General features: G+C 69.3%; 24 protein-coding genes and 1 tRNA gene. 11 read left to right on the top strand and 14 right to left on the bottom strand.

Features of this window, described 5'->3' with window-relative positions; genetic code table 11:
* Nucleotides 1-153 precede the first annotated feature (153 nt).
* The gene (locus A4X17_RS15495) at nt 154-651 is read left to right on the top strand and encodes a LysM domain-containing protein (protein WP_064296548.1); all 498 of its coding nucleotides are present in this window, start codon (nt 154-156) and stop codon (nt 649-651) included.
* 19 nt (nt 652-670) lie between these two features.
* On the opposite strand, the gene A4X17_RS15500 is transcribed toward A4X17_RS15495, so the two are convergent.
* On the bottom strand, nt 671-2095 hold the full coding sequence (locus A4X17_RS15500; RefSeq protein WP_064296549.1) for a CitMHS family transporter: 1425 nt from the start codon (nt 2093-2095) through the stop codon (nt 671-673).
* 228 nt (nt 2096-2323) lie between these two features.
* Between A4X17_RS15500 and A4X17_RS15505 the strand changes: the two genes are divergently transcribed.
* Together A4X17_RS15505 and A4X17_RS15510 are read left to right on the top strand one after the other, a co-directional pair.
* Complete coding sequence (locus A4X17_RS15505) at nt 2324-4066, top strand: ATP-binding protein (protein ID WP_064296550.1); 1743 nt, start codon at nt 2324-2326, stop codon at nt 4064-4066.
* Entirely contained in the window at nt 4063-4734 is a 672-nt protein-coding gene (locus A4X17_RS15510; RefSeq protein WP_064296551.1) for a response regulator, read from the top strand. The genes A4X17_RS15505 and A4X17_RS15510 overlap by 4 nt, the downstream gene beginning before the upstream one ends.
* A 216-nt stretch (nt 4735-4950) precedes the next feature.
* On the opposite strand, the gene A4X17_RS15515 is transcribed toward A4X17_RS15510, so the two are convergent.
* From A4X17_RS15515 to A4X17_RS15540, 6 genes are all read right to left on the bottom strand, one after another.
* Nucleotides 4951-5604 (bottom strand): ScbR family autoregulator-binding transcription factor, encoded by a 654-nt coding sequence (locus tag A4X17_RS15515; RefSeq protein ID WP_064296552.1) that lies wholly within the window; start codon nt 5602-5604, stop codon nt 4951-4953.
* Between the two features lie 182 nt (nt 5605-5786).
* Nucleotides 5787-6629 (bottom strand): LysR family transcriptional regulator, encoded by an 843-nt coding sequence (locus A4X17_RS15520; RefSeq protein ID WP_064296553.1) that lies wholly within the window; start codon nt 6627-6629, stop codon nt 5787-5789.
* Nucleotides 6630-6707: 78 nt separating this feature from the next.
* A tRNA-Arg gene (locus A4X17_RS15525) sits at nt 6708-6779 on the bottom strand.
* Nucleotides 6780-6804: 25 nt separating this feature from the next.
* A complete protein-coding gene (locus tag A4X17_RS15530) occupies nt 6805-7302 on the bottom strand; it encodes an HNH endonuclease (protein WP_064296554.1) in 498 nt (165 codons plus the stop codon).
* A 427-nt stretch (nt 7303-7729) separates the two neighbouring features.
* Nucleotides 7730-8899, bottom strand: a complete 1170-nt coding sequence (locus A4X17_RS15535) for a CHAP domain-containing protein (RefSeq protein WP_197479104.1) — start codon at nt 8897-8899, stop codon at nt 7730-7732.
* Between the two features lie 249 nt (nt 8900-9148).
* Nucleotides 9149-9850, bottom strand: a complete 702-nt coding sequence (locus A4X17_RS15540; RefSeq protein WP_064296556.1) for a metal-dependent transcriptional regulator — start codon at nt 9848-9850, stop codon at nt 9149-9151.
* A 143-nt stretch (nt 9851-9993) separates the two neighbouring features.
* On the opposite strand from A4X17_RS15540, the gene serC reads away from it, so the two are divergent.
* Nucleotides 9994-11106: a phosphoserine transaminase gene (gene serC / locus A4X17_RS15545; protein WP_064296557.1), complete on the top strand. Its 1113-nt coding sequence runs from the start codon at nt 9994-9996 to the stop codon at nt 11104-11106.
* 86 nt (nt 11107-11192) lie between these two features.
* Here the strand turns inward: serC and A4X17_RS15550 are convergent, their stop codons facing one another.
* Nucleotides 11193-11891 carry a DUF3027 domain-containing protein gene (locus A4X17_RS15550; protein ID WP_064296558.1) on the bottom strand — a complete coding sequence of 233 codons (699 nt, stop codon included), beginning with the start codon at nt 11889-11891 and terminating at the stop codon, nt 11193-11195.
* Entirely contained in the window at nt 11884-12267 is a 384-nt protein-coding gene (locus A4X17_RS15555) for a cold-shock protein (protein ID WP_064296559.1), read from the bottom strand. The genes A4X17_RS15550 and A4X17_RS15555 overlap by 8 nt, the downstream gene beginning before the upstream one ends.
* Nucleotides 12268-12402: 135 nt before the next feature.
* Between A4X17_RS15555 and A4X17_RS15560 the strand changes: the two genes are divergently transcribed.
* The 6 genes from A4X17_RS15560 to A4X17_RS15585 all read left to right on the top strand — a co-directional run bounded on the left by A4X17_RS15560 (nt 12403) and on the right by A4X17_RS15585 (nt 19069).
* Nucleotides 12403-12678 (top strand): hypothetical protein, encoded by a 276-nt coding sequence (locus A4X17_RS15560; protein WP_064296560.1) that lies wholly within the window; start codon nt 12403-12405, stop codon nt 12676-12678.
* A gap of 5 nt (nt 12679-12683) precedes the next feature.
* Entirely contained in the window at nt 12684-14519 is a 1836-nt protein-coding gene (locus A4X17_RS15565) for a helicase-associated domain-containing protein (RefSeq protein WP_064296561.1), read from the top strand.
* Nucleotides 14520-14570: 51 nt separating this feature from the next.
* Complete coding sequence (locus tag A4X17_RS15570) at nt 14571-16214, top strand: DNA repair helicase XPB (RefSeq protein WP_064296562.1); 1644 nt, start codon at nt 14571-14573, stop codon at nt 16212-16214.
* Between the two features lie 46 nt (nt 16215-16260).
* Nucleotides 16261-16950, top strand: coding sequence for a response regulator transcription factor (locus tag A4X17_RS15575; RefSeq protein ID WP_056007716.1), 690 nt, complete (start codon nt 16261-16263; stop codon nt 16948-16950).
* Between the two features lie 10 nt (nt 16951-16960).
* Nucleotides 16961-18625: a HAMP domain-containing sensor histidine kinase gene (locus A4X17_RS15580; RefSeq protein WP_064296563.1), complete on the top strand. Its 1665-nt coding sequence runs from the start codon at nt 16961-16963 to the stop codon at nt 18623-18625.
* Between the two features lie 153 nt (nt 18626-18778).
* Nucleotides 18779-19069 carry a WXG100 family type VII secretion target gene (locus A4X17_RS15585; protein WP_064296564.1) on the top strand — a complete coding sequence of 97 codons (291 nt, stop codon included), beginning with the start codon at nt 18779-18781 and terminating at the stop codon, nt 19067-19069.
* Between the two features lie 70 nt (nt 19070-19139).
* Here the strand turns inward: A4X17_RS15585 and A4X17_RS19345 are convergent, their stop codons facing one another.
* Nucleotides 19140-19808, bottom strand: a complete 669-nt coding sequence (locus A4X17_RS19345; RefSeq protein WP_157583567.1) for a hypothetical protein — start codon at nt 19806-19808, stop codon at nt 19140-19142.
* Between the two features lie 588 nt (nt 19809-20396).
* On the opposite strand from A4X17_RS19345, the gene A4X17_RS15595 reads away from it, so the two are divergent.
* Nucleotides 20397-20687 (top strand): WXG100 family type VII secretion target, encoded by a 291-nt coding sequence (locus A4X17_RS15595; protein ID WP_064296564.1) that lies wholly within the window; start codon nt 20397-20399, stop codon nt 20685-20687.
* A gap of 34 nt (nt 20688-20721) precedes the next feature.
* Here A4X17_RS15595 and A4X17_RS15600 read toward each other — a convergent pair whose 3' ends face one another.
* From A4X17_RS15600 to A4X17_RS15615, 4 genes are all read right to left on the bottom strand, one after another.
* Complete coding sequence (locus A4X17_RS15600) at nt 20722-21846, bottom strand: hypothetical protein (RefSeq protein ID WP_064296566.1); 1125 nt, start codon at nt 21844-21846, stop codon at nt 20722-20724.
* A gap of 160 nt (nt 21847-22006) precedes the next feature.
* Nucleotides 22007-23626, bottom strand: coding sequence for a chaperonin GroEL (groL, locus tag A4X17_RS15605; protein WP_064296567.1), 1620 nt, complete (start codon nt 23624-23626; stop codon nt 22007-22009).
* A gap of 204 nt (nt 23627-23830) precedes the next feature.
* Nucleotides 23831-24034, bottom strand: coding sequence for a cold-shock protein (locus A4X17_RS15610; RefSeq protein WP_064296568.1), 204 nt, complete (start codon nt 24032-24034; stop codon nt 23831-23833).
* A 285-nt stretch (nt 24035-24319) separates the two neighbouring features.
* The coding region (locus tag A4X17_RS15615; RefSeq protein WP_197479105.1) for a LytR C-terminal domain-containing protein at nt 24320-24660 on the bottom strand (341 nt) is incomplete at its 5' end.

Here is a 24660-nt window from a genome sequence, read left to right on the forward strand (position 1 = left end):
CGATGCGCGTTCCAGCAGCCTACTGGAGGGCCCCCGCGCTCGGGATTTCGGGGCTAGCCCTGCTCGGACTCGCCGCGCCTCGCCGTAGGCTGAGGGTTCGACCGAGCCCAGCCGACCGCGTTGCGGGCCCGGTCCATCCTGGGGGGATGCGCTGTGGGGCCGAAGGAATCGACCGGGCGTCGACGTGCGCTGCCGTACGCCCGGAACCTCGCGATCGGCGTGGCCGGTCTGTTCACCCTGAGCGGCTGCGTCTCGCAGCCGGCCCCGCCTCCGGTGACGGTGGTCGTCACCCAGCAGCCCGACCCGTCGCCCTCGGTCGCCCCGGTGCCCACCTCGACCGCGCGCGACGCCCTGCCTCCTGAGCCGGCACCGATCGTGCCGAACGCGCCGGCGGAACCGGCGGAACCGCTTCCGGAGGGCCCGGCGTTCGACCTCGGGCCGCGGGACGGCGCGCTCGGCCCGGTCGCCACGGATGCCGAGGGCAACCCGCTCACCTACACGGTGGTCGCCGGCGACGTGTTCTTCGACATCGCGCAGCGTTTCGACCTGCCGCAGCAGCAGCTGCTCCGCATGAACCCGTCGATCCCCGGCCTCGGACTCGACATCTACATCGGCGACGTCGTCAACCTCGACTGGACGACCACGCGTTGAGCCGCGGTGCCCGCCGGTGTCAGCCGAACGGGATGGTGCCGACGAGCACGCCGACAACGAGCATCACAAGCGAGACGATCGCGGCGCGCCACAGGACCTTCTTGTGGTGGTCGCCGAGGTTCACGCTGGCGAGCGAGACGAGCAGGAGGATGGCCGGAACGAGCGGGCTCTGCAGGTGGACCGGCTGACCGGTGATCGACGCGCGCGCCATCTCGACCGGTTCGATGCCGAAGGTCGAAGCGCTCTCGGCCAGCACCGGCAGGATGCCGAAGTAGAACGCGTCGTTGCTCATGAAGAACGTCATCGGGATGCTGAGCACCCCGGTGATGACCGCGAGGAACGGACCGAGCTCCGTCGGGATGATGTCGACGATCCAGTCGGCCATCGCGGAGACCATGCCGGTCCCGTTGAGGACGCCGATCAGCACACCGGCCGCGAGCACCATCGAGACCACGCCGACGATGCTCGGGGCGTGGGCGACGATCTCCTTGGACTGCTGCGCGAGTCTCGGGAAGTTCACCAGGAGGGCGATGGCGGTGCCGACCATGAACACGTAGGGCAACGGGACGAGGTCGAGCACGAGCAGCGTCATGACCGCGACCGTGAGCACGAGGTTCACCCAGATGAGGCGCGGGCGCAGCGTGTCGCGTTCGGGGTCGAGCATCGTGTCGGCCATGGCCGTGTCGTCGGGGCGGACGAGGGTCGCGAGGCGCCCACGGGCACTGGTCGAGAAGGTCGTCGACATGCCGCCGGTGAGCGGGTGGTCGGCGGGCCCGGAACCCGAACCCGGTGCGGCGACGCCGGAGGCACCGTCGCCGAGGAGGTCGACGCCCGCGAGGCGCTTGCGCTCCCCCAGCCCGAGGAACCAGGCGAAGGCGAACACGAGGACGAGGCCGGCGGCGAGCGACGGCAGCATCGGGACGAAGATCTCGGTCGGCGAGACACCCAGGGCCGAAGCGGCGCGGACGGTCGGCCCACCCCACGGGACGATGTTCAGCGTGCCGTTCGCGAGCCCGGCGACGCAGGTGAGGACGACCGGGTTCATGCCGAGCCGCAGGTAGATCGGCAGCATCGCGGCGGTCGTCACGATGAAGGTCGTCGACCCGTCGCCGTCGAGTGACACCGCGCCCGCCAGGAGGGCCGTACCGACGACGATCTTCGCTGGGTCGTTGCCCAGCGCACGGACGATGAACCGCACGAGCGGGTCGAAGAGCCCGACGTCGATCATGATCCCGAAGTACATGATCGCGAACATCAACAGGGCGGCGGTCGGAGCGAGGCTGCCGATCGCCTCGATGACCATGTCGCCGAGCCCGAGTCCGGCGCCGGCGAACAGCCCGAAGACCGTGGGGACGATGATGAGCGCCACCATCGGGGTGAGGCGCTTCGTCATGATCAGCACCATGAAGGTGAGGATCATCGCGAATCCGAGAATGACCAGCATGTCGACTCCTTCGTCTGCGTGCACCGCGGTGTGCACGATGGGACGTCACGCGGCGACACGGGCGATGGACCGAGCGCGGCGGGCGTTCCCGGAACCGTACGGGAGTGGCACGGAACTGTCTCGCTTGTGGGCGTTCGGCTCGGATCTGCGGGTTACACGACCTTCTGCGCATTCTGCTCATCACCTGGTCGACACCGCCCATCGCCCCGGCGACGTACGATCGGAGCCATGATCGGCGAGGAAGCGGAGCTGCCAGGTCGACGACGGGCCGGGCGCTCCAGCTTCGCGGCGCAGGTGCTGGTGCTGCAGCTGGTCGTCGTCATCGCGGTCGTCGCCGTGTGCACGGGCGTGTTCGCCTGGATGAGCAGCGAGCGCCTCGTGCGCGAGGCCCAGTCCACCGCCCTCGCGATCGCGCAGAGCGTCGCGAGCGATCCCGACGTCCGGACCGCCGTGACGCTCGAGGCACGTACCCCGGGGACGCCGACGGCGGCCGACCTCCGGACCGGTCCCCTGCAGGAGCTCGGCACGGAGGTCGGCACACGGACCGGGGCGCTCTTCGTGGTCATCACCGACGAGCGCGGGATCCGTCTGGCGCACCCCGACCCCGACCAGCTCGGGCTCCGGGTGAGCACCAGTGCGGAAGCGGCCCTGGCCGGGACGGAGTCGGTCTCGTGGGAGACCGGCACCCTCGGGCCGTCCGCCCGCGCCAAGGTGCCCGTCTTCGCCGCAGAGTCCTCCGACACCGGTGGGGCCGTGGTCTCGTCCGGCGCCGGCGAGGTCGTCGGCGAGATCAGCGTCGGGTTCGCCCCGCAGCGCGTGTTCGCCGACGTCGTGGGCGAGACCATGCTGGTCGCGGGCGCAGCGCTGCTCGCGCTGACGATCGGTTTGATCGCTTCGATGCTCATCCGGCGGCGGCTGCGGCGGCTGACCCTGGGCCTCGGACCGGAGGAACTCGCCGCGCTCGTGCAGAACCAGGCTGCGGTCCTCGGCGGGGTCGGCGAAGGCGTCCTCGGCGTCTCGCCGGACGGCGTCGTGACGGTGTGCACCGATCAGGCGGCCAGGCTCCTCGGCATCGGGTCGGTCGTCGGGCGTCGGTTCGACGACCTCGATCTGCCCGAGCGACTGGTGGACCTCGTCGCGGACGACGCCGCGAGGCCGACCTCGGCCCAGCTCGTCGTCGGGTCCCGCGTCCTCTTCGTCGACGTCCGGCCCGTGTCCCGGGACGGCGTCGACCTCGGGCGGGTGGTCGTCGTCCGCGACCGCACCGACGTCGAGGCGCTCACCCGGCGGCTCAACGCGGTCGCGACGATGACGACCGCCCTCCGCGCGCAGCGGCACGAGTTCGCGAACCGGTTGCACGCGATCTCCGGCCTCCTCGAGACCGGGCAGGACGCCGAGGCCCGCGAGTATCTCGCCAACGTGCTCGACCATGGACCGCTGAAGTACCCGGTGCAGCACGCGGACCGCCTCACCGAGCCCTACCTCCAGGCCTTCCTCGGTGCGAAGGGGGTCGAAGCCGCGGAACGCGGGGTACTCGTCACCATCGGCTCCGAGACCCTCGTCACCGGCTCCCTGTGCGATCCTGAGGACGTGACCACCGTCCTCGGCAACCTGCTCGACAATGCGGTGAACGCGGCCGTCTCGGGCCGGGTCCGACCGGCCTGGGTGGAGGTCGAGGTCCTCGACCACGGCACCGAGCTGCACTGCTCCGTGATGGACTCGGGTGACGGCGTCGCGGCGACCGGCCAGGACGACGCGCCAGCCGCCGCCCCGACCATCGGCCTTGGCGACCCGGACGACGTCCACGGCCACGGGTTCGGTCTGCCGCTCTCGCGCGACGTCGCGCGTCGTCGAGGAGGCGACGTCTGGTTGGCGTCCCCCGGCGTCCGCGGCGAACACGGAGCGGTCTTCTGCGCACGGCTCCCCGGGACGGTCGAGCCGGCGCAGTCCCTGGCGGGAGAGGGATCGTGACGGCCGATCTCACCGTGCTGGTTGTCGACGACGACTTCCACGTCGCCCGCCTGCACTGCCGGATCGTCGACCAGGTCGACGGCTTCCGCGCGCTCAGTCCTGTCGGGTCGGCCGCCGAGGCCGCGCGGAGCATCGCCACCGAGCCACCCGACCTCGTGCTCCTCGACGGCTATCTGCCGGATCGGAACGGGCTCGAGCTCCTCGTGGACCTCCCGATCGACACCATCGTCGTCTCCGCAGCGTCGGACGGTGCGTCCGTGCGCCGAGCGCTTCGCGCCGGGGCCCTCGGGTACCTGGTGAAGCCGTTCGCGCCGCAGGTGCTCCAGGACCGGCTCGCCGCCTACGCCCGGTTCCGGAACGTCCTCGGCGAGGCGGTGAACGCCGACCAGGAGACGATCGAGCGCGCCCTGCGCATCCTGCACTCCGGCGACGCCGGGGCGACGACCCGGTCGAGGTCCGCCACGGAGACGGCCGTCCTCGAGGCGGTGTCGGAGGCGGACGGCGAGCGCTCGGCCGCCGAGGTGGCCGAGCTGGTCGGCGTCTCACGCGCGACGGCGCAACGGTACCTCTCCGCGCTGGCCGCTCGCGGTCTCCTGACGACGCAGCTGCGGTACGGGACCACCGGGCGTCCAGAGCACCGATACGCGCCGCAAGCCATCGGCCGCTGAGGCGTCCACACGCCGTCGGCTGGGCGATCCCCCCACGACATCGCCCAGCCCGGCACGTGAACCAACTCTTCGCCGATGGAACGCGGAATGCCCCCGCACACCGTGATCCATCCGTCGTCGCACGACGATCAGCAAAGTGAGTTAATCACCCGATTCAGTTTAGGGTGACCTCACGGCGCATGCGTCAGGGCTACCCCCTAACGTGCACCCGACCGCTCAGGCGTCCTGCGCGTCGAAGGCGGCGTCGAGGACGGCGAGCACCTCGGCCTGGCGGTCCGCGACGATGACCGCCGCGATGAGGATCCGCCACATGGTGTCGACCGCGTTGAGGAGGTCGGTCCGACCGGCCAGCAGGTTCGAGATGAGCTGTGTCCCGGTGAAGAACGCGACGAAGGACCTCGCCAGTTCCGCCGGCTCGAGCGGAGACTGCAACTCACCGAGCTCGATCGAGGCCCGCACCCGCTCCTCGACGCTCGCGATCCACTGCTCGTGGAACGCGGTCGTCGGAGCCTGGATGACGCCCTGCTCGAGGGACAGCCGCAGGCCGGCGCGGGTGATGGGGTCGGTGAGCAGCTGCTCGGTGATGGCGCGGGAGGCCTGGACCAGCCCGCCGAACGGCGAGGGCGCGGTGGTCGGCGCGGTCAGCGCAGCGATCGAGCGCGTGCTCTGCTCGTTGATGACGGCGATCGCCAGTTCCTCTTTCGAGGGGAAGTAGAAGTACAGCGAGCCCTGCGTCGTCCCCGCCTCGCGGGCGATGTCCGACAGGCTCGCCTGTCCGTAGCCGACCCGGTCGAACATGCGCGCGGCACCTTCGACGACGGTCTGGCGTCGTTCATGACCTCGTTGCTGCTGTGGTCGTCGTTCGGGCATGTGCGTATCCTGCTTCTGTCATCCCCCGATTCAGGGATAAGCGTACCCACTCCGAGCTGAGAACACGGTGTCGAACGCGGCAGAAATCCGGAACAAGTCGACCGACTTGATCGGGAGAAGATCCCGGTCGGGTCGCAAAAGGGCGTGTGGAGGGTGTCATCACCAACCGGCCCCGAGCGGACTCACTCGCGTCGGGTGACCAGGGCGAACCGCTCGCGGAGCTCAGGCGCGTCGGCGAACGGCCGCCAGCACAGGCCGTCGCCCTCCCGCATCGCGGCCACCGGACGGAGGGCGACGAGTCGCTCACCGAAGCGCAGGGCGTCGAGGAACAGCGTGTCGTTCCCCGCGTCGATCGTCAGGGAGCGCGGGTACCAGCCGCGCGCCGCGAGCGCGCCGGCCAGCCAGGCCGAGTACGCCGGGTCCTTTCCGGGCTCGGGACGAAGCAGCTCCTGGTCGGCGAGATCGGACCACTCGATGACGTCCTTCGCCGACAGCGGGTGCGCCGCTCGCATGACGACCCCGAGCGGGAGTGCGGCGATCTCCTCGGCGGCGAGCTCGTCCGGCAGCTCGATCGGCAGGCGCACGATGGTGGCGTCGAGACGACCGGTGGTGACGAGGTGCAGCTGCTCGACCGGCTCGATCGTGACCGCGATCGCCGGGACGTCGATGCGGCGACCGGCCTCGGAGACGACCGCGTCCCACGTCGTCGGCGGACGGCCGACCCGGATGTGCCGCGCCGGTGACGCCGGGTCCATGTCGGCGACCACGTCGATGAAGGTGCGGACCTTGAGCAGGAAGCGCTGCCCCTCGCGCGTCGGGCGGTACTCCTCCCCCAGGACGCTGAACAGCTCGACCCCGAGCGCTGCCTCGAGCCGCCGCAGCTGCTGCGCGAGGCTCGGCTGTGCGACCCCGAGCAGGTTCGCCGCGGCGCCGAGCGTCCGAGCATCCGCGACGACCACGGCCGACCGCAGCTGACGAAGAGTGATGGCGTCGCGTTCGAGTTGGCGGTGGAGGTCGTGCGTCATGCTTCGAGCCTACGGCGTGCTCGCAGCCCTACCCGACATGCGAAGCCGTGCTCGCCTGGACGGCCGCACCTCGGACAGTGCCCCTGGAGGGACTCGAACCCCCAACCCTTTCCTTAGGACGGAACTGCTCTTCCATTGAGCTACAGAGGCTGACCCGTCGAGTGTAGCCGGTCGCTCAGGCGGCAGGCGCCAGGTACTGCTCCCAGTCGGGCTCCGAGCGCTCGACGCCCCGCACCATCCACTGCGAGCCGTGCGGCGTCCGCGGCGAGACCCGGAGGCTCCAGTTCATCTCCATCGGCGTGCGATCGCCCTTCACGTTGTTGCAGCGCAGGCAGCAGGCCACGAGGTTCTCCCAACTGTCCACACCCCCGCGCGAGCGCGGCTGCACGTGGTCGATCGTCGTCGCCGCCTTCCCGCAGTAGGCGCAGCGGTGGCCGTCGCGGCGCAGCACGCCGCGGCGGGTCACGGGCACCCGGCGGGCGTTCGGGATCCGGACGTATCTGGTGAGCAGGATGACCGACGGCCGATCGAACGATCCACTCGTCGCCACCACGGGATGCGAGGAGTCGATCTCGACGACGGTCGCCTTGTGATGCATCACGAGCACGAGGGCCCGCTTGAACGAGACGATCGCGAGCGGCTCATAGCCCGCGTTCAACACCAGTGTGCGCATGCACGTTCCCTTCCGAAGGGCCACGACGGCTGCCGCGACCGGTCGACGATCATCACCTGCTGCGTCCCTGACGCGGCGGATCGAGTCGTTTCCGGGGAACAAAAAAGGGCACTGTCATGACGACAGCACCCTCTTGATCCACGGCGGAGCCACGGCACGCTTGGCTGGAATGCCGCAGCACGTAGAGGCCGCGACCATTCGCGACCACGTGGCGACGTATAGCGTGCATCAGCTCCTGAACCTCTCCGAGTTGCAGAGCACCAGATTAACCCACACCGACCGGATTTCCGCACGTTGCAGGAGAATTCCCCTCCGCGCCACCTCGGCTTCGGACGACGGACACCGCTCGGTCGCGAACGGTCACCGCGTACGGCGACGAATCGCGTCCCTCCGACGGAGGGACGCGATCCAGGTCGAGCGGGTCGGATCAGCCGACGCCCGGCGGGTAGAGGTAGAGCGCCACGGCGCTGGCCGCGATGGTGCGCGTGTTGTAGCTGTGCCGTGCGGATCCCCAGTTGTACTCCTCCAGGGTGACCGTCCCGTCGGCGTTGACCGACTGCACATAGGCGACGTGGTTGTAGTTGAACCAGGCGACGGAGCCGGCGATGGCGTTGGTCCCCTTGTTGTACTGCCACGAGTCGGCCCAGCCGTAGGCGCTGCTCGGCGGCAGGCCGTTGCCCCAGGTGAAGGCCCAGTTCCCACTCGGCGTACCCGCGTCGCGGTTGAGTCGCCAGGCGACGAAGTCCACGCACTCGCGGTAGTAGTACCGCAGCGGCGAGAGCCCGCCGCCCTCGTCGTCGGTCGCCTGGTCGAACCAGGGGTAGTCGTCGCCGGCCTGACGTGCGCCCACGGTGATCGAGTAGGTGGCGTTGCTGGCAGCTGCAGCGGCGTCGAGCTGCCGCTGGCGCTCGGCGAGCTCGTCCGGCGTCGTCGCGCTGTAGAGGTCGCGGGAGATCGGTGCGTCGGCCACCTTGTCGGAAGCGACGACGCTCTGGGCACCGGAGGCCTTCAGCTGCTCCGAGGCGGACGTCCCGTACTCGGTCTGCGCACTGCTGCTCGCCGCATAGGCTGGGAGGGCGACGGTGGCGACCAGTGCCGGCACGAGGAAGGCCATGGTGGCGACGCCGCGGACGGAGCCGGGTCGGGCTCCGGACGGCTTCGGCTTGCGCACGGCGACCGTCGACGCGGACGGCTTGACCGGGGGCTTGTTGCGGGCGACGCGATCCGCACCGGTGCGGAGCGGAGCGACGGTCGCGAGCGAGGCGTCGGTGGCGGACGTCACGGTGAAGGACTGCGGGGCCGTCGGCTCCGGTGCGGCGGGCTTCGTCAGCGGCCGCTGGTCGACACGGACCTCACCGGTTGTGACGGCGGCGTCGACCTCCTCGACCACGGCATCGTCGAGGACGATCTCGGGGTGGTCGACGGTTGCGTCCGGAGCGACCTCGGTGACGAGCGCGTCGTCTGCTTCCGTCTGGGACGGGGTGGTCGCCTCCGCCTGCTTCGCGGCCTGCTCCTGGAGTCGGAGCTGCTTCCGGGTGAGGGGGACGTTCGGGGTCGTCTCGGCCTGGTCGGGGCCGCTCTCGCCAGCTGCAGTCAAGTGGATTCCTCCGGCACCCCGCATGAGCGACGACGATCGCGGTCGTGCGATCGGCATGGCGCAGCCCCATCCGACGATTGATGTCGGTTCGTGTGGCCGAGGGACGGGCTAGGGGGTGCCTCGGTCGTCTTCCTTGAGCCAGATCATGGCCTTCAGGACGAGTGACAGCCTACGGGTTACCCCTCAGAAAGTCACGTTTCGATCACGGGAAAACGGGCACATGAGGGAATCCTCATACGCGTCTCATGCTCACGCGGCAGGGGTCTCCACGAAGATGTGCGTCGCGAGCTCGTTGGGCAGCTCGAGGCCGCCCTCGACACCGTCGATGGTGACGAGCACGTAGCCGCCCGCTGCCGCGAAGGTTCCCGCGCGACCCGGCATGACGCCGGCTTGCTTGAGCTGCAGGAGCAGCTCGGGGTCGACCTGCGCCGGTTCGCCGAGACGTCGGACCGTCGCCGTGACCGGCTCGGAGCGTCCTTCGACGAGACCCACGATGTTGATGACGCCCTGCGAGAAGGCGACGGCGGGGCTGTCGCCGAACTCGTCGAGTCCGGGGATCGGGGTGCCGTACGGCGACTCGGTGGGGTGGTTGAGCATGTCGAGGAGCTTGCGCTCGACCTGCTCACTCATGACGTGTTCCCAGCGACAGGCTTCCTCGTGGACGAACTCCCACTCCAGGCCGATGACGTCGCTCAGGAGGCGCTCCGCCAGGCGGTGCTTCCGCATGACGTGGACAGCCTTGCGACGACCCGGTTCGGTGAGCTCGAGGTGCCGGTCCCCCGACACGACGACGAGTCCGTCGCGCTCCATCCGACCGACCGTCTGCGAGACCGTCGGTCCGGAGTGCCCGAGGCGCTCGGAGATCCGCGCACGAAGCGGGATGATGTTCTCCTCCTCGAGCTCCAGAATGGTGCGGAGATACATCTCTGTGGTGTCAATCAAATCGGTCATCGACGCCCTCCCTGCCCGATTGCACGTTCCCGGTAAGCCTAGTGCGCAGCGGCGACGTTCCCGCGCCAAGCCACTCCGCCCCGCGTGGACGCATCCGGCTGCGTGGCACGACGCCATGAGGCCCCCGCCTCTAGAATCGCCGTATGCCGGAGATCACGATTCCCACGTCCCTTCTGCCCGCCGATGGTCGATTCGGCTGCGGCCCCTCCAAGATCCGACCCGAGCAGATCGCAGCGCTCTCGGCGGCCGGCCTGTCCCTCCTCGGCACCTCCCACCGACAGGCTCCCGTCAAGCAGCTCGTCGGCCGTGTCCGCGCCGGCCTGGCCGAGCTGTTCCGCGCTCCCGAGGGCTACGAGATCATCGTCGGCAACGGCGGCTCGACCGCGTTCTGGGACGCCGCCGCCTTCGGCCTCATCGAGCAGCGCAGCCAGAACCTCGTCTTCGGTGAGTTCGGCGGCAAGTTCGCCAAGGCGGCCGGCGCCCCGTGGCTCACCGCCCCGGACGTCCGCGAGGTGCCGGGTGGATCCCGCATCGATCCCGAGGTGGTCGAGGGCGTCGACGTGTACGCCTGGCCGCACAACGAGACCTCGACCGGTGTCATGGCCCCGGTGCGACGCGTCTCCGGCGACGCCGGTGCACTCACGGTGATCGACGCGACGAGTGCCGCCGGTGGTGTGGACTTCGACGCGAGCCAGGCGGACGTCTACTACTTCGCACCGCAGAAGAACTTCGCATCCGACGGCGGCCTGTGGTTCGCCCTCTGCTCCCCCGCAGCGATCGAGCGCATCGAACGGATCGCCGCCAGCGGGCGTTACATCCCGGAGTTCCTGAGCCTGAAGAACGCAGTCGACAACTCCCGACTCGAGCAGACGCTCAACACGCCTGCCTTGTCGACGCTCGTGCTTCTCGAGGAACAGATCTCGTGGATCAACGGCAACGGCGGCCTCGCCTGGGCGTCGGCACGGACGGCCGAATCCTCAGGCGCCCTGTACGAGTGGGCCGAGCGCACCTCCTACACGACGCCGTTCGTGACGGACCCCGACCACCGCTCGCAGGTCGTCGTCACGATCGACTTCGACGACGCCATCGACGCGGCGCTGGTCGCGAAGACCCTGCGGGCGAACGGCATCGTCGACACCGAGCCCTACCGCAAGCTCGGTCGCAACCAGCTGCGCGTCGCGACCTTCACGGCGATCGACCCCGCAGACGTCCGTCAGCTCATCGCGAGCATCGAACACGTCGTCGGGGCGCTCTGATCCGCCTCCCCCGCTGAACGCCGAACGGGCGGTCGAACCCTCTCGAGGTCCGGCCGCCCGTTCGTCTGTCGCGTGGTGCGCGAGTGCTACTCGTCCTCGAACCGGTCGTCGTCTTCGTCGGATTCGTCTTCCTCGTCCTCGTCGTCCTCATCGGAGTCGTCGTCGTCCGATTCATCGTCGTCGTCGTCGGAGTCGCCCGACGCCGCATCGACGTCGTCCTCGTCGTACTCGAGCTCGATGCCGTCGCGGTCCCGGTCGCGGGGATCCCCGGACAGCGCGACGTCGTCGTCGAACTCGTCGGTGTCATCAGCGTCGTCGAGCGCGTCGTCAGCCGCGGCAGCGGCCGCGGCCTCCTGCGCGGCGCGGTAGTCCGCGAGGCGCTCCGACCACGGCACCCACTGCGGAGCCAGCAACGCGCCGTCACCGGGCATCAGCTCCGTCTCGAGCACGTTGGGCGCGGCGTCGTCGGCGGTCCGCGAGAGCGTCACCGTCCAGAACCATCCCGGGTAGCCGGCCATCGTGTTCGCGAACAGCAACGAGACGACGTGATCGTCGACCACGACGTGCCCGGCCGGCTCACCCACCGTGCTCGCGGGCGTGATCTCCTGCAGCGCTTCACGCGCGAGCTCGACGGCCGCGATCAGCGTCTCGTCCGGCACGGGTGCCGGGGTCGGCTCGCCGTCGGTGCCGTCGTCCGAGCGGTGCTCGTCCGACAGGGGTCGGGCGTCCGTGTCGGCCGTGACGTCGCGATCCTCGGCCGGTGTCTCCTGGCCCGCGTCAGGCATCCAGCTCGTCCGCGACCTTGCGCAGTACGGCAGCGATCTTCTTGCTGTGGCTGCTGTTCGGGTACTTGCCGCGGCGCAGGTCGCCACCGATGCCGTCGAGGAGCTTCACGAGGTCCTCGACGATGATCGCCATGTCGTCGGCCGGCTTGCGCTTCAGCTTGACGAGGCTGGGCGGAGCCTCGAGGACGCGCACGGACAGCGCCTGGGCGCCGCGCTTGCCGTCGGCGATGCCGAACTCGAGCCGCGTCCCCGGCTTCACGCCGGCCGTGCCCGCGGGCAGTGCGGAAGCGTGCAGGAAGACCTCCTGGCCGTCATCGGAGCTGATGAAGCCGAAGCCCTTCTCCTCGTCGTAGAACTTGACCTTGCCGGTGGGCATGGGAACCTCGCTGTGTGTCGTGCGCAGAAATGCAGCGCCGTGCGGTGATCGCGCAGGACGCGCGATCGAGAGGACCATCGGTCCTCGGCCCCCAGCCTATTCGGTGCAGCAGCCGCGTGCCTCTATCCTGGGAGCGTGACTGATGAGCAGACGCCGAGCATCTCGCGGCCCGAACGGATCCTGGCCTACATGGTCGTGACGATCGTCGCCGTGTCGATCGCCGCGTTCGTCGCGGTGATGGTCGGCACCGCCACCGGCCTCGAGCAGGGCGACTTCGCCGTCGGCGCCTGGCCGGTCGTGACGATCCTGCCGCTCGTCGGACTCCCGATCGCCTTCCTGATGCTGATCACGCTCATCATCGTGGGTGCCGTTCGACGGTCCCGCGAGTCCCGCGGTCAGTCACCGCGCTGACGACCATGGGCGAGGCCTTCGCGATCGCGCGCCGCCTCCGGGAGCTCCCGGACGACGCGCTCCGCAGGCTGACGCCCGACCGCAGGGCCTCCTCAGCCCGCATCGCGGACTTCTTCGACTTCGCCGAGGCCCTGTTGGACGACGCGAGCGTCGCCCGCCGGATGGCCCTGCTCGACCGGGACACCCTCGCCGTGCTCGCCGCCGCGCTGGACGGGATGGAGCCCCAGTCGCTCGCGACCAGGCTCGGACGCGACGAGTCGGAGGTGGATGCCGCCCTGGAGCGGCTGCAGCAGGACATCCTGGTACTGGACGACGGAGCCGGTCCGATCAGGCCGGTGAGCGCGGTGGCCGCGGTGTTCGAGGAGTGGGCGGCGAGCGGGAAGCCCGGCCGGGCCGAACTCCAGCTTCCGGCTGAGGCGCCGACGTCCCACGCGACCCGGCCCTCGCCCGACGCGGACGCCCTCGCGAGTGAGCGTGCGGCCGGCGCCGTCGGCATCGTGGGCGAGAGCCTCCACGAACTCGACCGCGAGCCCGCCCGTCTGCTCGGCCGTGGGGCCCCGTCCATGCCCGACCTCAAACGGCTCGCGGCCGCGGCGGCGAGCACGCCCGACCAGATCGAGCTCGCCCTGTCCGCGGCGTCGTCGGCCGGGCTCACCGATGCGATCGGCTCCGCCATCCGCCTGAGCGAGGTCGGCGAGGCCTGGCTGGCGTCGGCCACCGCGGAACGCTGGCTCCGCCTCGCGACGGCCTGGCGCGACGCGATCCCGGCCACGGTCCGCGACCACGTCCTGACGGCGTACCGGCGCGGTTCCGTCGACCTGGTCGAGGAGCTCAGCTGGTGGTACCCGTTGGCGGAGGATGCCGTCGTGGCACCGACGCGGGCGGTCGACGCGGTCGCCGAGCTGCTCGGGATCACCGTCGACGGAGCGACCAGCGGGTTCGGACGACTCCTCGTCGACGACCACGCGGCCGACGCGGCCTCGGCGCTCGCGTCCATGCTCCCCGCCGAGGTGTCGCAGGTCGTCCTCCAGGACGACCTGACGATCATCGCGCTGGGTCCCCCGACAGCGGAACTCGACGTCCGTCTCCGATCCCTCGCGGAGCCGGAGGGGCGCGCCCAGGCGTCGAGATACCGCATCACGACCTCGAGCGTCACCCGCGCCCTCGCCGACGGGGACACGGCCGAGGACCTGCTCGCCTACCTCGAGTCGATCTCCCTGACCGGCGTCCCCCAGCCCCTGCGGTACCTCGTGTCCGAGGCCGCATCCCGATTCGGCCTCGTCCGCGTCGGGACGATCCGCGCGTCAGCCGACGCCTCGGCCGATCCCGGACGCAGCAGCTACATCCGCTCCGACGACGCCGGTCTGATCGCGGCGATCTCGGTCGACCAGAGCCTCGTGGCGCTCGGTCTCCGGCCGACCGACGAGCACCGGCTCACCAGCCGGATCGAGGCGGCGACGGTCTACTGGACCCTCCACGACGCGCGCTATCCGGTGGTCGCGGAAGACGACGACGGCGCCCCGCTCCGGATCCGCCGGCAGCCGGTCATGCGCGCCGCGGTCTCCGCTCCGGCCGCCTCGACGGAACCGGACCTGGTGGCGCGGCTCCGCGCCGACGACCGCGGGGACACCAGCTCCGCGTGGTTGTCCAAGCAGCTGGAGATCGCCGTCCGCGACCACACGCCGGTCACCGTGCAGCTGCAGCACGGCGAGCGACGATCCACGTTCACGATCGAGCCGGTGAGTCTCGCCGGTGGTCGTCTGCGCGGTCTGGACCGGTCGGCCGACGTCGAACGCACCCTGCCGCTCGCGATGATCACCGAGGTCCGGATCGCCGGCTGAGCGCCCACTCAAGGGGGTTGCGCACCGGATCCGCCGGTAGACTCGACCGTTATGTCTGATGGACCACTGATCGTCCAAAGCGACCGCACCGTGCTGCTCGAGGTCGCCCACCCGCTCGCCGAGGACGCCCGCCACGATCTCTCGGTGTTCGCCGAGCTCGAGCGTGCGCCGGAGCACATCCACACCTACCGGATCACCCGTCTCGGACTCTGGAACGCGCGGGCCGCCGGGCACGATGCCGACCAGATGATCGAGACGCTGGAGCGGTACTCGAAGTTCTCCATCCCCGCGTCCGTGACGATCGACATGCGCGAGACCGTCAACCGCTACGGACGGCTCGTGATCGAACGCTCCGAGGAGGGTGAGCTCGTCCTCCGCTCGACGGACCTCCCGATCCTGACCGAGGTGGCCGGCGCCAAGAAGATCGCGCCACTGCTCATCGGGCATCCGACGCCGGACACCTTCCTCGTCGAGCCGTGGGCACGTGGCGCACTCAAACAGGAACTCGTGAAGCTGGGCTGGCCCGCCGAAGACCTCGCCGGATACACGGCCGGCACGCCGCACCAGATCGACCTGGTCGAGGACGGCTGGCACCTCCGCGACTATCAGCAGCAAGCGGTCGACAACTTCTTCTCCGGCGGTTCCGGCGTCGTGGTGCTCCCCTGCGGTGCGGGCAAGACCCTGGTCGGCGCCGGAGCGATGGCGACGGCGTCCACCAACACCCTCATCCTCGTCACGAACACGGTGTCGGCGCGGCAGTGGCGCGACGAGTTGTTGAAGCGCACCTCCCTCACCGCCGAGGAGATCGGCGAGTACTCGGGGCAGGTGAAGGAGGTCAAACCGGTCACGATCGCGACCTACCAGATCCTCACGGCCAAGCGGAAGGGTGAGTACGCGCACCTCGCGCTGCTCGACGCCATGGACTGGGGCCTCGTGGTGTACGACGAGGTGCACCTGCTCCCGGCTCCCGTCTTCAAGCTCACCGCCGAGCTGCAGGCGCGGCGTCGCCTCGGCCTGACGGCGACGCTCATCCGCGAGGACGGCCGCGAGGGCGACGTCTTCTCGCTCATCGGCCCGAAGCGGTTCGATGCCCCGTGGAAGGAGATCGAGGCGCAGGGCTTCATCTCCCCCGCCGCGTGCTTCGAGGTACGCGTCGACCTGCCCCAGGCCGACCGACTCACCTATGCCGCATCGGCCGACGACGAGCGGTACCGCCTCGCCGCGACCGCCCCGGCGAAGCTCGACGTCGTCCGGCAGCTCGTCGAACGGCACCGCGGCGAGCAGATCCTCGTCATCGGACAGTACCTCGATCAGATCGAGGAGCTCGCCGAGACGCTGGGAGCCCCGCAGTTGACGGGGGCGACGCCGGTCGACGAGCGCGAACGGCTCTACCAGGCCTTCCGCGACGGCACCGAGCAGGTGCTCGTCGTCTCCAAGGTCGCGAACTTCTCGGTCGACCTGCCCGAAGCGACCGTCGCCATCCAGGTGTCGGGGTCGTTCGGTTCACGGCAGGAGGAGGCGCAGCGTCTCGGCCGCCTGCTGCGCCCGAAGTCCACGGGTCTCACCGCGAGCTTCTACACCCTGGTGTCGCGCGACACGGTCGATCAGGAGTTCGCGCAGAACCGGCAGCGGTTCCTCGCTGAGCAGGGCTACAGCTACACGATCCTCGACGCCCACGCCCTCCAGAACGCGTGAATCCGGCTCTCAGAAAAGTCTCAAGAAACGTGCAGATAATGGTGTCATGACCGGACCCCGCATCCTCATCGTCGACGACGAACCGAACATCCGCGACCTCCTCACCACGAGCCTGCGATTCGCCGGCTTCGCCGTCCGTGCCGTGGGCAACGGTGCAGCCGCCATCTCGGCGGTCCTCGAGGAGGAGCCAGACCTCATCATCCTCGACGTGATGCTGCCGGACATGAACGGCTTCGGCGTCACCAAGCGCCTCCGCAGCGCCGGTTACACGGCGCCCATCCTCTTCCTCACCGCGAAGGACGACACCGAGGACAAGATCACGGGCCTGACGGTCGGCGGCGACGACTACGTCACCAAGCCGTTCAGCCTCGACGAGATCGTGGCACGCATCAAGGCCATCCTCCGCCGGACGATGCAGGCCGACGAGGACGCGGTGATCCGCACCGGCGAGCTGACGATGGACCAGGACACCCACGAGGTCCTCGTCGGTGACACCCCCATCGACCTCAGCCCGACCGAGTTCAAGCTCCTCCGCTACCTCATGCTCAACCCGAACCGCGTCCTGTCGAAGGCCCAGATCCTCGACCACGTCTGGGAGTACGACTTCAACGGCGACGCCGGCATCGTCGAGAGCTACATCTCCTACCTGCGCCGGAAGCTCGACCAGTTCTCCAGCGAGCCGCTCATCCAGACCAAGCGCGGATTCGGCTACATGCTCAAGGCCGGAAAGGCGTAGCCCCCACCCGATGGCCGATTCCCTGTCCACCTGGTGGAGCAGCGTCTCACTCCGGACGAAGATCACCGGGGTGACGGTGCTCGTCCTCGCCTTCGGTCTGCTCGTCGCAGGCATGGGGACGACCCCGCTCCTCAAGGAGGTCCTCACCCAGCAGGCGAACGACAGTCTGGTCACTGCCGCCAAGGGCAAGATCGTCGGTGAGATCTCCGAGGACGGTCAGCTCCAGCTCGACGCCCCCTCGACGCTGTTCGTCGCCGTGTACGACACGAACGGCGAACTCCGGGCCTCCTCCGGCTGGGACGACAGCATCGCTCCCGAGCACCCGGCGCACCTCAGCGCGAACGACGTCGCCGCGAGCGGGACCCAGATCTACACGACCACCAACGCGAGCGGCACGATCGTGTACCACGCGGTGTCCGTCCCGGTCACCCTCGACGGGTTCCGCACGGGAGCGGCATGGGTCGCCATCTCGATGCAGGGCACCGACAACACCATCGCGACCTACCTCACGATCTTCTTCGTCCTCGGCGTGCTCATCATCGTGGTCGGAGCACTCCTCACCCGGTGGTTGGTGACCGGGACCTTCGAACCGCTCCGCCAGGTGGAACGGACGGCCGCCGCGTTCGCCGACGGCGACTTCAGCCAGCGACTCGCGGGCTCGACGCCGAACACCGAGGTGGGGCGACTCAGCCGATCGCTCAACACGATGCTCGCGCGTATCGACCGCGCGTACTCCGATCGTGGGAAGACCATCGAGCAGATGCGGAACTTCGTCGGCGATGCGAGCCACGAGCTGCGCACCCCGCTCGTCTCCGTCCGCGGCTACGCCGAGCTCTACCGGATGGGCGCCCTCCAAACGCCGCAGGACGTGGCACAAGCCATGGAGCGCATCGAGAAGGAGGCCATCCGCATGGGTGCGCTCGTCGAGGACCTCCTCCAGCTCGCCCGCCTCGATGAGACGCGACCGCTGAACGTCGCCCCCGTCGACCTGCTCCCGATCGCACGCGACGCCGCTCTCGACACCACCGCACAGGCCCCTGGGCGCACGGTCCAGGTCGTCCGCGACGAACGCATGGCGCGAGCCGCCGACGACGACGCCTCCGAGACGCCAGGCGAGTCCCCAGCCGCTGCCGAAGCACCGGTCCAGACGAGCTCGACCGGCCCGATCTTCGGAGCGACGTTCAACCGCTTCCGGCGTCGGCCGAAGCCGTCCGGCGACGCCACCACGCCCGACACGAAGCCCAATGCCGAACCGTTGACCCTGGCCGTGCCGCCGATCGTCCTCGGCGAAGAGAACAAGATCCGGCAGGTCGTCACGAACCTCATCGGAAACGCCCTGCGATTCACACCCGCCGACAGCCCGATCGAGCTCGCAGTCGGCACGGACGCCCGCGCCGGGACCGCCAGCATCGCCATCGTCGACCACGGCGAGGGCATTCCGCCGCAGATCCGCGAGAAGATCTTCCAGCGCTTCTGGCGTGCCGACAGTTCACGGACCCGCGAGACGGGCGGCAGCGGCCTCGGACTGGCCATCGTCGCCTCCATCGTCGCGGCGCACGGTGGCACGGTCGACGTGACCGAGACCCCCGGCGGCGGCGCGACGTTCCGCGTCATCCTGCCGCTCGCACCGTCAGCGGCCACGAGCCCCATCGTCATCGCGGGCCCTCCGGCCTGACCCGCCACCGGGCCTCCTCAACTCTCCTCCACAGGCGTCGGCTCGCCCCGGACGGTGCGTCCGAGGCCTCCCTCGCCGGTTCCCGCGGGTGGTGAGCACCTATCGTCTCGGTAGTGGCGATGACAGGCATCGCCCGGACGAACGGAGTTCCCGATGGCCACTTTCCAGGTCGACAGCGACGCGGTCGAGCGCGCATCCACGGCGGCACGCGTCACGATCGAGCAGATCCAGAACGAGGTCGCCCGCCTGCACACGCAGCTGGCGGCACTCGACGGGCAATGGACCGGCGCAGCAGCCGCCGCGTTCCACGGTGTCGTCGAGCGCTGGAGGGGCACCCAGCGTCAGGTCGAGGAGAACCTCGGCGAGATCAGCCGGGCGCTCGCCGTCGCGGGCACCCAGTACGCCGAGATCGAGCGCGCGAACGCCAGCATGTTCAGCGGGTGAGCGGCTGACCGCCGACGCGGTTCACGGACCTGCGTCGGCGGGCTCCCGCGACCTCCGGCGACGGTGCGGCTCAACGGCCGCTCAGGACCCCGGCCGCGGCAGCCTGAGCATAAGCCGTCGCTTGTGCGCCGAGCTCGGAGACCCCGTAAACCGGATCGGCCGAGCTCTCGTTACTGACATCGATGCGCAGCCAATGACCGTCGACCGTGAGGTGGACGCTGCACGACGAGAAGATCTCCGTCCGGCACTGCAGGAAGGCGTCGCGCGATCCCAAGCCGTCGAGCGCCAGGAAGCTGATGTCCGCACCGTCCTTCATCCGCGTCTCGACCAACTGCTCATAGGCCCACTGTCCACGGGGCAGGGCGGTGAGCAATCCGCGAGCCGAATCGCTGTCAGGGAGCCCGAAGATACAGTCCGGGACGCCCAAATCGTCGGCGGCCCCTCGACTGGCCGAACCGCCCTTCTTCGGCGCCGACGTGTACACCAGTTGCTGGCCGAGGAGGTCACTCATCGTCGCCTCGGGCACGAAGCCCTCGCACTCGGTCGGCAGGACAGCTGGCCCGGCCGTCGTGTCGCCCCAGTCGAAACGTGGCGCACTCGCCGTCGGCTCCAATGCGGTCCTGATCGATTCGACGAACGGCATGACCGCGTTCAGCGCCGCTTCGTCGGACTCGGCGACATTGTCGGCCGGGCCGTCGATGAGGACCTCCACCCAGCTGTCGCCGACGAGGAACTGCATACTGCACACATCGAGCACACGTCCGTCACCGGTGAAGCAGGAGAGCGGCGTGGAGTTCTCCCAGGGGCCGGGCTCGCCCGACGTCCAACCTTCGAAGAACGGCTGCCAGCGGGCCGACGCCTGAGGGAGCACCAGCACCTGCGCCCAGCGCTCGGTCCCGAGCGGAGAGCCTCCCTGCAGCCGACTGCGGGGCTCCCCGTTCCCCCAGCTGCACTGCAGTCCTCCGAGCGCCACGGGCGCCGTATTGATCGGTGTCGCGTTGACGTCATCCGTGAACGGGGCCTCGAGCACGACGGAGGGCGCGAGTGCCGAGCTGACGATGTCGGCTGGGACGAGGTCCTTGCATCCGAGTCCGTACGAGCTGACCGGGGTGGTGGGCCCAGGGGCGGTGGTCGGTGTCGCGGACGACACCGGTGTGGACGTCTCCGTCGGCTTCGGTTCGGCCGGCGTGCACGCGCTCAGCCCCAGAATCACTACGGCGGCGATCGCCGCTCCCCCGATGCGTCTCATAGCTCGATCATAGGAAATGCCACACGCGTCGATCGGTAGTGGCGATGACAGGCATCGCCCGGACGAACGGAGTTCCCGATGGCCACTTTCCAGGTCGACAGCGACGCGGTCGAGCGCGCATCCACGGCGGCACGCGTCACGATCGAGCAGATCCAGAACGAGGTCGCCCGCCTGCACACGCAGCTGGCGGCACTCGACGGGCAATGGACCGGCGCAGCAGCCGCCGCGTTCCACGGTGTCGTCGAGCGCTGGAGAGGCACCCAGCGTCAGGTCGAAGAGAACCTCGGCGAGATCAGCCGGGCGCTCGCCGTCGCGGGCACCCAGTACGCCGAGATCGAGCGCGCGAACGCCAGTATGTTCAGCGGGTGACGCTCCGGCGGCGGCCGGAACGACTCGATTGACGTCAGGCCGCCGCCATGGCCGTCGCCAGCGCGATGACGCGATCCGTGGCGGTGAGCGACCCGTCTCCCAACCTCGATGCCCCACCGACCGTGATCGTGACCCAGGTCCCGCGCAGGTTGAGCTCGAGTTCCGCACGATCGGTGACCAGCGGATCGACGCGCACGAAGGCACTGTCGACTGGAAGCCCGTCGATCTCGACGATCGACACCTCGGGCGCGGTTCGAGCGAGCGCCAAGGACTCCGCGAATGCAGGTCCAGCGCCGGGAAGGGTGTTGATCGATCCCGTTCGGCCGGCCTCCGCGCCGCCGAACCCGCAGGTCTGCCCGCCTGCGACGAGCACGGCGCCATACGCGAGGTTGCTGGATCGATAGCTAAAGCTCGGCTCCCAGGTCGGTGAGGTGAGATCGAGGGCGGATTCGAGCGTCTCGGTGGACACGACCTGAGCGCACTCACTCGCCCAGGCGGCACTCTCCGGAGGCAGCATCGGCTCTGCGCTCTCACCGAGGCCGCCGACGACCGCCGCGACTTGGTCGAAGAGCGCCTGCTGTGCGGCGGTCGGAGGAAGGTAGGAGTCCGCGTAGGAAACCGCGACGACGTTCACCCAGTATTCCCCGATCAGCATGTCGGCGGTGCACAACCCGAAGTCGCAGGCTCCGGTGGGATCCGCCGTCGACACGGACCCGTTGAGGTCGGATGCGATCCGCTCGGCCACCCCGGCGGCGCGCGGAACGATGTCGACGGCCACGGCGAGCCAGTTGTCTGGTCCGTCGGAGCCGTTCCGGTCCTCGGTCGGGGCGGCCGGGTCGATGGCACCCCATTCGCAGGACAGGCCTCCGGCGTACTCGGAGGCCGTCTGATAAAACGTTCCGAACAGTGCACGGGCAGGATCGGTCGCTCCGGCAGCCAGCGGGACACCGAACGTCGCGTCCACAACCGCCTGCGGGACGAGCTCCTCGCAGCTCGTGTCGATGAGGGCCTGCGGCCAGGACGGCGCGGGTGTCGCCGTCGGTGATGCGGACGGCGAAGTCGAGGCCACGGACGTCGTGTTCCCCGTCGGTCCGGTCGCACAAGCGGTCAGCAGCAAGATGGTGGCGGCGATGGCCGCGGCTCCCCCGAGTCGTGTCATGGCTCCAGCCTAGAGACACGACACAACCGGATCATTGTTCTGGGGTGTCGACGGCACAACGATTGTGCCTTCCGGAATCGTCGTGTCTGACACGGCCGTGCCGGACACGACGCAGGGCGCCTCCCAAAGGAGACGCCCTGCGCAGGTGTTGCTGTCGGACTTAGAAGTCCATGCCACCGGTCGGGTCGCCGGCCGGAGCCGGGTTCTTCTCCGGCTTGTCGGCGACGACGGCCTCGGTGGTGAGGAACAGGCCGGCGATCGACGCTGCGTTGAGCAGCGCGGAGCGCGTGACCTTCACCGGGTCGTTGATGCCGGCAGCGAGCATGTCGACGTACTCACCGGTCGCGGCGTTGAGGCCGTGTCCGACGGGCAGGTTGCGGACCTTGTCGGCGACGACGCCCGGCTCGAGGCCTGCGTTGAGCGCGATCTGCTTGAGCGGAGCGTCGATGGCGACCTTGACGATGTTCGCACCGGTCGCCTCGTCACCGACGAGCTCGAGCTTCTCGAACGCGGTCTTGCCGGCCTGGATCAGGGCGACGCCACCACCGGCGACGATGCCCTCTTCGACGGCGGCCTTCGCGTTGCGAACGGCGTCCTCGATGCGGTGCTTGCGCTCCTTGAGCTCGACCTCGGTCGCTGCACCGGCCTTGATGACCGCCACACCGCCCGCGAGCTTGGCGAGACGCTCCTGGAGCTTCTCGCGGTCGTAGTCGCTGTCGGTGTTGTCGATCTCCTTGCGGATCTGCGAGACACGACCGGCGATGGCGTCGGCGTCGCCGGCACCCTCGACGATGGTGGTCTCATCCTTGGTGATGACGACCTTGCGGGCACGGCCGAGCAGGTCGAGGGTGACGGTCTCGAGCTTGAGGCCGACCTCCTCGGAGATGACCTGGCCACCGGTGAGGATGGCGATGTCCTGCAGCTGAGCCTTGCGGCGGTCGCCGAAGCCCGGAGCCTTGACGGCGACGGACTTGAAGATGCCACGGATCTTGTTGACGACGAGCGTCGCGAGAGCTTCGCCGTCGACGTCCTCAGCGATGATGAGGAGCTGCTTGCCCGACTGGATGACCTGGTCGACGATCGGCAGGAGGTCCTTGATCGCGGAGATCTTCTGGTTGGCGATGAGGATGTAGGGGTCCTCGAACACCGCTTCCTGGCGGTCGGGGTCGGTCACGAAGTACTGCGACAGGTAGCCCTTGTCGAAGCGCATGCCCTCGGTGAGCTCGAGCTCGGTGCCGAAGGTGTTCGACTCCTCGACGGTGACGACGCCCTCCTTGCCGACCTTGTCGATCGCCTCGGCGATGATCTCGCCGATGGTGGTGTCGCCAGCGGAGATGGAAGCGGTCGCAGCGATCTCCTCCTTGGTCTCCACCTCCTTGGCGTTGGCGATGAGCTCGACCGTGACGGCCTCGACGGCCTTCTCGATGCCGCGCTTGAGGCTGATGGGGTCGGCGCCTGCGGCGACGTTGCGGAGGCCCTCGCGAACGAGCGCCTGTGCCAGCACGGTCGCCGTGGTGGTGCCGTCGCCGGCGACGTCGTCGGTCTTCTTGGCGACCTCCTTGACGAGCTCCGCGCCGATCTTCTCGTACGGGTCGTCGAGTTCGATCTCCTTGGCGATGGACACGCCGTCGTTGGTGATCGTGGGGGCGCCCCACTTCTTCTCGAGGACAACGTTGCGACCGCGCGGCCCAAGGGTGACCTTGACCGTGTCAGCAAGAATGTTCAGTCCACGCTCGAGGCCGCGACGGGCCTCCTCGTCGAAAGCAATGATCTTAGCCATGTGTGTTTTTCGTCCCTCCCGGACGTCATGAACGTTGTTAGCACTCAATGAGTACGAGTGCTAAGTCGATTCTGGCACTCAGGGGGTGGGAGTGCAAGTGAGCACCGGAGCCCTGAGCGAACTCCCGGGATCCGCCCCGGAACGACGAACGACGCCGCCCACCGGAGTGGACGGCGTCGCAGGAATCGCGTGCCTGATCAGCGGCTACGCCAGGCGCACACCTTCGGCCTGGGGCCCCTTTGCTCCCGTGCCGACCTCGAAGACGACCGCCTGGCCCTCTTCCAGGGACTTGTAGCCGCTCATGTCGATCGCCGAGTAGTGGACGAAGACATCCTGTCCGCCGCCGTCGACCGTGATGAAGCCGAAGCCCTTCTCAGCGTTGAACCACTTGACGGTTCCGTTCGCCATTTCATACTCCCATTGCTGCGTGCTCTCGGCGCCCGACTGTTGCCGGACCCGGACCTGCCATCCGGGATCGGGATCCCGGCGGCCACCCTGCGCCGAAGCGGACCCGGGGGCGAGTCGAGACGGGACGGGATGAGCGGCCAATTCCAGATACTAATCCGGGGCACCGCGCGGATTCACCCCGAAATCGGCAAACGGGGCGGAGTGATACGACAACTCAACATGGAGGAAACACTCCGGAAACACGGCGAGCCGGCGACCTGACCGATCGACCTGCTCCAGCCGCGCTCAGGCTGCCGGCTGGTAGTCCGCGCCGACCACGACGACGATGCGGAGGACCGGCGCCTCGCCCTCCTCGACGGGGATCGCGTACGTGTCCGTGATCTGGATCGGAATACCGCCGAGTGCGTTCGCGATGGCGCGGGCGACGCCCTCCTGCGACGGATCCTGGTAGTAGACGCCGCTCGCCGTGACGTCCTCGGTGCTGGCGTCGCTCGTCGGGATCTGCTGCGTGAAGCCGGCGGCCGTGATCGCCGCCGCCGCCGATGCGGCGAGGCCGGCAGTGGGTGTGCCGTTCAGGACGAGGATGCTGGCCGCGGGGTCGACGACGGGGGCCGCCTCGGTCGGGG

This window comes from Plantibacter sp. H53, from assembly GCF_001650455.1.
GTDB classification, from domain to species: Bacteria; Actinomycetota; Actinomycetes; order Actinomycetales; family Microbacteriaceae; genus Plantibacter; species Plantibacter flavus_A.

What these genes read in the sequence shown, in the direction of transcription:
- A4X17_RS15520 (WP_064296553.1), bottom strand. Translation starts at nt 6,629, where the DNA reads ATGACGCACGACCTCCACCGCCAACTCGAACGCGACGCCATCACTCTT.
- A4X17_RS15595 (WP_064296564.1), top strand. Translation starts at nt 20,397, where the DNA reads ATGGCCACTTTCCAGGTCGACAGCGACGCGGTCGAGCGCGCATCCACG.
- A4X17_RS15600 (WP_064296566.1), bottom strand. Translation starts at nt 21,846, where the DNA reads ATGACACGACTCGGGGGAGCCGCGGCCATCGCCGCCACCATCTTGCTG.
- serC (WP_064296557.1), top strand. Translation starts at nt 9,994, where the DNA reads ATGCCGGAGATCACGATTCCCACGTCCCTTCTGCCCGCCGATGGTCGA.
- A4X17_RS15530 (WP_064296554.1), bottom strand. Translation starts at nt 7,302, where the DNA reads ATGCGCACACTGGTGTTGAACGCGGGCTATGAGCCGCTCGCGATCGTC.
- A4X17_RS15500 (WP_064296549.1), bottom strand. Translation starts at nt 2,095, where the DNA reads ATGCTGGTCATTCTCGGATTCGCGATGATCCTCACCTTCATGGTGCTG.
- A4X17_RS15570 (WP_064296562.1), top strand. Translation starts at nt 14,571, where the DNA reads ATGTCTGATGGACCACTGATCGTCCAAAGCGACCGCACCGTGCTGCTC.
- A4X17_RS15585 (WP_064296564.1), top strand. Translation starts at nt 18,779, where the DNA reads ATGGCCACTTTCCAGGTCGACAGCGACGCGGTCGAGCGCGCATCCACG.
- A4X17_RS19345 (WP_157583567.1), bottom strand. Translation starts at nt 19,808, where the DNA reads ATGCAGTTCCTCGTCGGCGACAGCTGGGTGGAGGTCCTCATCGACGGC.
- A4X17_RS15575 (WP_056007716.1), top strand. Translation starts at nt 16,261, where the DNA reads ATGACCGGACCCCGCATCCTCATCGTCGACGACGAACCGAACATCCGC.
- A4X17_RS15565 (WP_064296561.1), top strand. Translation starts at nt 12,684, where the DNA reads ATGGGCGAGGCCTTCGCGATCGCGCGCCGCCTCCGGGAGCTCCCGGAC.
- A4X17_RS15505 (WP_064296550.1), top strand. Translation starts at nt 2,324, where the DNA reads ATGATCGGCGAGGAAGCGGAGCTGCCAGGTCGACGACGGGCCGGGCGC.
- A4X17_RS15550 (WP_064296558.1), bottom strand. Translation starts at nt 11,891, where the DNA reads ATGCCTGACGCGGGCCAGGAGACACCGGCCGAGGATCGCGACGTCACG.
- A4X17_RS15540 (WP_064296556.1), bottom strand. Translation starts at nt 9,850, where the DNA reads ATGACCGATTTGATTGACACCACAGAGATGTATCTCCGCACCATTCTG.
- A4X17_RS15555 (WP_064296559.1), bottom strand. Translation starts at nt 12,267, where the DNA reads ATGCCCACCGGCAAGGTCAAGTTCTACGACGAGGAGAAGGGCTTCGGC.
- groL (WP_064296567.1), bottom strand. Translation starts at nt 23,626, where the DNA reads ATGGCTAAGATCATTGCTTTCGACGAGGAGGCCCGTCGCGGCCTCGAG.
- A4X17_RS15580 (WP_064296563.1), top strand. Translation starts at nt 16,961, where the DNA reads ATGGCCGATTCCCTGTCCACCTGGTGGAGCAGCGTCTCACTCCGGACG.
- A4X17_RS15515 (WP_064296552.1), bottom strand. Translation starts at nt 5,604, where the DNA reads ATGCCCGAACGACGACCACAGCAGCAACGAGGTCATGAACGACGCCAG.
- A4X17_RS15610 (WP_064296568.1), bottom strand. Translation starts at nt 24,034, where the DNA reads ATGGCGAACGGAACCGTCAAGTGGTTCAACGCTGAGAAGGGCTTCGGC.